Here is a 6226-nt window from a genome sequence, read left to right on the forward strand (position 1 = left end):
CTTCTAGGCAATCTTTGGCGAATTGATCGTGGATAAAGCGGGTCATTATTAGGTAATTGAGATGCTTTGGGGTTTTTATTATTATACAATGAAAATGTATATATAAAAATAAATGATTGTAAAAAGAGTACGATTGCCTGCAATTTGTTCGATTTGATTTATAGCGGTTCCTGAACTCGTGAGGTACAAAAAACATTGACCAAGTAAGACATTTAACCTTTAATTAGTACCTCATTAGGCAGAGAACCGCTATATCTATTATTCACATAAGTTTTTCCCATTTATTATAAAAATATTTATTTAGCTTCCTGCGTAATAGGTTCTTTTTCATCGTTGTTTTTTTCGTCCTGCGGAAAAGAACGCTCTGCTAGTTCAATTAAAGTATCCTCATCCATATTGAGAGCGTAAGCCATCCTTACCAAATCTATTTCGGTAGGTTTTGCACCCTCTCTATACGCTACCAACCGATTTTGCGGAATACGAGTATTAGTAATCAATCGGTAAAAATTTAAGGTTACCAATTCAGCAATTGTTTGAGGATTAGCGCTCCTAGGCGCCGGCAATGACCATAAACCTCTAGCGTGTAAGGCTTCATCAATGAGTAACCTCGCTTGTGCGCCCAATGACCGACGCTCTGCCTTTGCCTCTTTCTCAAGGATGTGCGCGATATCGTCAATATATACTTGGACTCGCTTTTTTTGGGTAGTCATAGTTTCAATGTACTAAATATATAGTTTAAGCAATTGTAAAATATTTTAAATTTTTTAACGCATTAATCCCAAAAAGTGTTAAATGTGTTGAATGTGTTAAATGTGTTAAAGTTTTAACCAAGTCAAAAACCCCTGCCAACTTTGACTGAGAATCGTTTTGGCAGGGGCACTGGCCTTTTACACAAAGAACCAACTTACCATTATGAACCAAACAATCGCATTTCCAAAGGGAACACCCCAAACCCTGATCACAGAAGCCTTAAAGAGCTTACCGTTATGCCACCGGCTTCTTTCAACCAACCAGCCCGCGTTAGAATTGGACGTTATCGACCCTCTGCTGGATCTAAAAGAAAAGCTGGGTGATAAAGGATTCAGCAAACTCGTCAAATCTCAATATCCCTTGGCTGTCAAGGAAATCAACCAAAAATTAGGGATGGCAGAACTGAAACGGAATCTTGATGGGACGGGCCTTCTCAACCCCACAATATTAGAAGCGTTGCTGCAAATAGGGACAGAAGCGTGTGCAGCGTTGGCCAAAGGTTCCGAGGAATTAGCAGTCACACTTATTAATAGTATTTCTGAGGTGGCCGGTGTTACCATCTCCACCCTCAAAACACTCGTCAGACGGGAAAGAAAGGGGTTCAACCCTCTACCCACCCCAAAAGAAATTGCCATCTTCCAACCCACCGTACTCGTCACCGTCACCAAAAACGGTAAGCACAAAAATTGGGTGGCGGAAGTTATGGAAGAACCAGATGCTTTAGGACGAGTACAGGTAAGGATGCTCAAAACGAACCGTAAAAGTACCTTATTTTGGTGGGAAATAGAACCGCACCAATTAATAACTCCAGATGTAGAAGATGAAATACCAATTACAGAGTTAGAAGCGATTATTAAAGAGTTTGTTGTAGAGGGTGCTGACGATAAATATTACCCGCTGCCGATGTACGATGTTCTGAGAGTAAAAAATCGTGTTCAAACATTAGCAAAACTTGATGGAGAAGACAATAGCCTTCTTAAAATCAAGTGGAAGCATCTTTTACAAACAACTGAACAATATCACTGCATACCGAGTGTTTCAATTCTACAAGCGACAAATGCGGTTCCACCGGCCTCACCAAAATTAGAACCCAGCCAACAACTCACCGGCACCCACAGTGGATTTCCAGAAGAAAACCTGAAATTGATTCGTAGTTTAAAAAACTACTGGCAACAAATAACAGCAATGAATCAAGAAATTGAACGCTCGATATTATCAGATACTAGAGCCCACCTCATGCAGATCCGCCACAATAGTCAATGCCGGTTTGAGAAAACACTTAATGCTCTGTTTTCTAGTGTCCTACTTTTACCAGATGAGCCGGCTTCTAAAGGCTCGGCTTTAGAATATGTTGAGCCGGTGGATGCAGAAGTGTTAGTAATTGAAACTGAGCCGGTAGATGAAACCGAGCCTTTGGAATATTTGGAGCCGGTGGATGCAGGGGGTTTAGTAATTGAAACTGAGCCGGTGGAATTATGGAAACAACTGGAAGGGCCCTTGTATCAATTCCAAAGAATGGTTGGATATCCCCCAGGGGAAGTTGGTTTAGAGATAATTAAAGATTGCAAAGTTTACATCAAACCAGATCCTCCAGCTAACAAATGGTACACCTTCATTGCCCCGAATGGAGAACACCTCCATTACCCGATCATTGATGGGGAGTGGGTAAAAGAACAATCTGAGGTTGAAGAAACGATCGGTTTCTAAACATCTCCTCAATAATCCCAGACTCAAGCTTTAGACAACTACTAAAGCTGTAGTCTCTTATTGGTAAAAAACAAAAGCGCGCTCTATGTGTCATCGGTCACCTAGAGTAGGAGATTATCGTGCTTGAGTTATCTGTGAAAACTACCTAAAAACTAGCATTTTTATAATTTTCCATATAAAATAGAGAAATGATTGGGGTGACAACCATAGCAAAAATTAGGTTTTTAGGTAGTTTAAAAAATAGTAGCTTAATATCCCACCAGCCTGTGGTTAATAATTGAGGAAGGGATAAGGGATATTGGGTACTTTGGGGCAATAAGAACTCTGGAAAGCCAGCACCTCTGTTTATAAATACCAGAAAGCTTTGACAACAGACCCACTAAATATAACCAATAATCATGGCAGATAATCATAGTGAACAATGGCATCAGCTTAGTTTATTTGACCTACTGCAACCAACCCCCATAGCAGTTCCTTCTCCCCCACAAATCCCTCCCCAAATTCTACCAACGAGTCGTAAGCTTAATTTACGAGATTACCAGGGCAAAATGAAACGGGATATTTACCAGCAGTTAAGAGAAGGCCATAAACGGATTTTAGTATATGGCCCCACCGGCTGCGGTAAAACATTAGTGCTTTCTAGCATTTTACAAGATGCTATTAGTAAAGGCAGACGCTCAATGTTACTCGTTCATAGAGATTTTTTAGTTGAGCAAACGATTAACACTCTAATTGAGCTTGGGGTAGCTGGGGATGCCATTGGTGTCATCAAAGCCGGCTATAAAGAAGACCGGACTAAACCTTTACAAATCTGTGGCATTCAATCTCTACAACGGCGAGAGATGCTAGAAAATATCGGGATGGTAATCATTGATGAGTGTCATAGTTGTGCATTTTGGACAGAGTATCAACGAGTTAAAGAAGCAACCACTACAGCTATTCATCTAGGATTTAGTGCATCGCCTTGGCGGTTGAAATCTAGCACCGAATATTTTGGTCAACATTTTGATTCAATTGTTTTAGGGCCATCAATAAAATGGTTAATCAAACACGGATATTTAGCGCGACCCCGTTATTTTGGTTGGGGTGGCTACGTTGATTTATCCCAACTTGATACTGGTAGTGATGGAGATTATAAAAGTCGTCAAATGGAAGCTGCTTTTATTAATTCAGATGTCCCTGAAATGGCAGTTGAGAAAATTCAACAGTTTTGTGAAGGTCGCACTGGTATCGTTTTTAATGCCGGTGTTCAACAATCTCGCATTCAAACTAAATTATTGAATGAGGCCGGTATTCCCACCTGTCATGTAGATGCTAATACTTCTGTGGATGAACGTCGTCAAATTTATCGCCAATTAGAAGCCGGTGAAATTCGTTGTATTTCTTCTATTGGTTGCCTAACAGAAGGATTTGATGTAAAATCAATCAGCTTTATTGTTTTTGCGCGGGCTACTAAATCTCGTGCTTTATATGTCCAAATCTGTGGGCGTGGTATCCGCAGTTTTCCTGGCAAAGAAGATTGTTTAATTTTAGATTTTGGTAAAAATATCCAACGACACGGCTATCTTTCTAAAAACTGGAAAATTACATTAGAACCCACCCCACCCAAGCCAGAGACGGAAGCATATAAAGAATGTCCAACTTGCGGTAATACGGTCTTGGCTATACTTCGAGAATGTCCGTTTTGTGGTCATGTATTTGAGGGTGGGGATATAGAAGATAATTTGATTGATTTTGAGGCGGAGTTTGGTGAATTATTTGATTCGGAAACTTACGAGCAAGTTAAATACTGTCGTTCACAAAGGAAAGCCCGTTTTTCTAAATCTCAGCCTCCTGATAAACTGTGGGAGACATTCAAAGCAAAATTTAACAACACTATTTTAATTGGGGATTGGCTGATTGGCGCGATTTTCCAAGGTAGTGATACAGAATTTAATCGGCAGCTACTACTAGATTATTTGATAAAGTTTGCTCCCACTAATAAAGAGCATGACCGATGGATAAAATTTCATGTAGAGCTTGAGTTTGGCAGACCAGGACGTTCTTATAAGACTGGAAAAAACAAGACAAAGAAGGCTGCTATTGGGACTCTTCAGCGTCGGGAGTGGTGGGAGATTTTGGAAGTAGAGCAAACGGCAGACTGGACAACTATTAAGCAAGCATATAGAAAATTAGCAATGCAATATCACCCAGACACATCAGAGCTATCAGAAGACGTTGCACTGGATAAAATGAAGATGCTTAATTGGGCGTTTGATATGGCGAAAAAGGAGAATTTAATATAGTTCTTTGGCCGGCATCCTCGCTTACTGTAAGCTTTTCATCTACAGTTATCGACTATCCTTCTACTCTTCACCGGCCATTAACCAGCATCATCAACCGACGGTCATTAACCAGCAGCAACAATACCAACGGTCGTATCCGCCACCGACACAGAGGCGATAATCCCAAACCCACCGACCCTCTTTAAAACCGGCCCCCACCTAATCAGCCCATCAACCAACCGACTCATCAATCAACAGATTAACAATCGCATAACCATCGGCCCCCTATTCAAGCAACACCACCCCAGAGATTTAGGTGTCACAGACCAGGCTTTTGGGTACTTATCCAGTAACGGAATCTGTGACAAACTGCTCAAACCCGGTGGGGGGAATCAGCAAGGACTCGGAGATCCAACCGGCCCTCAGAGATGACAATACCAATCCCTCGATCCAACCGGCTTCCCCTCGGTTTAACCGGCCCCTTGGTTCAACCGGCCCCACAATCCACCGGACTACCCCCCGATCTATCTGTGACAACCGCCATATAATCGGCTCATCAAACCACCGACTATTGGGTAGTAAAGATATTCCACCGACTCATCAACCCACCAGCATTGAGTACAGTCCCACCGGCCACCGGCCATTAACCACTCTTCGAGACGAAGAGTGGCAATCGCGTACCACTAATCATAAGAATGTCCGTTTTGTGTTGCCGATGAATAACCATAGTTGATTTGCTGTTTTAGGAAACCAGAAAAAATAATATCCACACAAGGAATAAGGGGGAGTCGTCGGGAGTTGGGACACAGAAAAATTAAACCATAATATTTTTGACAGGCCGCTGCTGATGTTGAATGGTCTGATATTTAAAACAGGCCGGTGCCGGTGTTGAAATCAGCGGATATTTTTGACAGGCCGGTGCCGGTGATTAGTTTCTGGATATTTTAGATAGGCCGGTGTCTTCATTTAATAGTCGGATATTTTTGGCAGGCCGGTGCTGATGTTGAATGGTCTGATATTTAAAACAGGCCGGTGCCGGTGCCGGTGTTGAATGGTCGGATATTTCAAACAGGCCGATGCCGGTGTTGAATGGTCGGATATTTCAAACAGGCCGGTGCTTCCCAGGAAAGGCCGGATGTTTTAAAGACGCCGGTGCCGATATTGAATAATTGGATCTTTTAAAGAGGCCGGTGCCGATATTGAATAATTGAATCTTTTAAACAGGCCGATGCCACCTTATAAATAGTAGATATTTTTGGCAGGCCGATGTCTTCATTTAATAGTCGGATATTTTAGACAGGCCGGCGCCACCGTTCAATATCCAATAGTTGAGTTTTTTAGCAGCCCGGTGCCGGTGATTAGTTTCTGGATGTTTTAGACAGACCGACATCACCTTATAAATAGTAGATATTTTTGGCAAGCCGGCATCACCTTATAAATAGTAGATATTTTTGGCAGGCCGGTGCCACCGCGCTCATAGTTGAATCTGGTAGCGTCAGCCACCG

The 6226-nt window shown here is 42.0% G+C and carries 4 protein-coding genes; 3 read left to right on the top strand and 1 reads right to left on the bottom strand.

Annotated features, from left to right (window positions below; all coding sequences use genetic code 11):
• Positions 1-296: 296 nt before the first annotated feature.
• On the bottom strand, positions 297-710 hold the full coding sequence (locus tag NG798_RS26520; RefSeq protein ID WP_261226728.1) for a hypothetical protein: 414 nt from the start codon (positions 708-710) through the stop codon (positions 297-299).
• Positions 711-912: 202 nt separating this feature from the next.
• Here NG798_RS26520 and NG798_RS26525 point away from each other — a divergent pair, with 202 nt between their 5' ends.
• The 3 genes from NG798_RS26525 (at position 913) to NG798_RS26535 (ending at position 5454) form a co-directional block, all read left to right on the top strand.
• Positions 913-2457, top strand: a complete 1545-nt coding sequence (locus tag NG798_RS26525; protein WP_261226729.1) for a hypothetical protein — start codon at positions 913-915, stop codon at positions 2455-2457.
• Positions 2458-2855: 398 nt separating this feature from the next.
• Complete coding sequence (locus NG798_RS26530; protein ID WP_261226730.1) at positions 2856-4742, top strand: DEAD/DEAH box helicase family protein; 1887 nt, start codon at positions 2856-2858, stop codon at positions 4740-4742.
• A 340-nt stretch (positions 4743-5082) separates the two neighbouring features.
• Positions 5083-5454, top strand: coding sequence for a hypothetical protein (locus NG798_RS26535; RefSeq protein ID WP_261226731.1), 372 nt, complete (start codon positions 5083-5085; stop codon positions 5452-5454).
• The last annotated feature ends 772 nt before the right edge of the window (positions 5455-6226 follow it).

Origin of the sequence: Ancylothrix sp. D3o (assembly GCF_025370775.1) — a bacterium.
Lineage (GTDB): Bacteria > Cyanobacteriota > Cyanobacteriia > Cyanobacteriales > Oscillatoriaceae > Ancylothrix.

What these genes read in the sequence shown, in the direction of transcription:
- NG798_RS26520 (WP_261226728.1), bottom strand. Translation starts at nt 710, where the DNA reads ATGACTACCCAAAAAAAGCGAGTCCAAGTATATATTGACGATATCGCG.
- NG798_RS26530 (WP_261226730.1), top strand. Translation starts at nt 2,856, where the DNA reads ATGGCAGATAATCATAGTGAACAATGGCATCAGCTTAGTTTATTTGAC.
- NG798_RS26525 (WP_261226729.1), top strand. Translation starts at nt 913, where the DNA reads ATGAACCAAACAATCGCATTTCCAAAGGGAACACCCCAAACCCTGATC.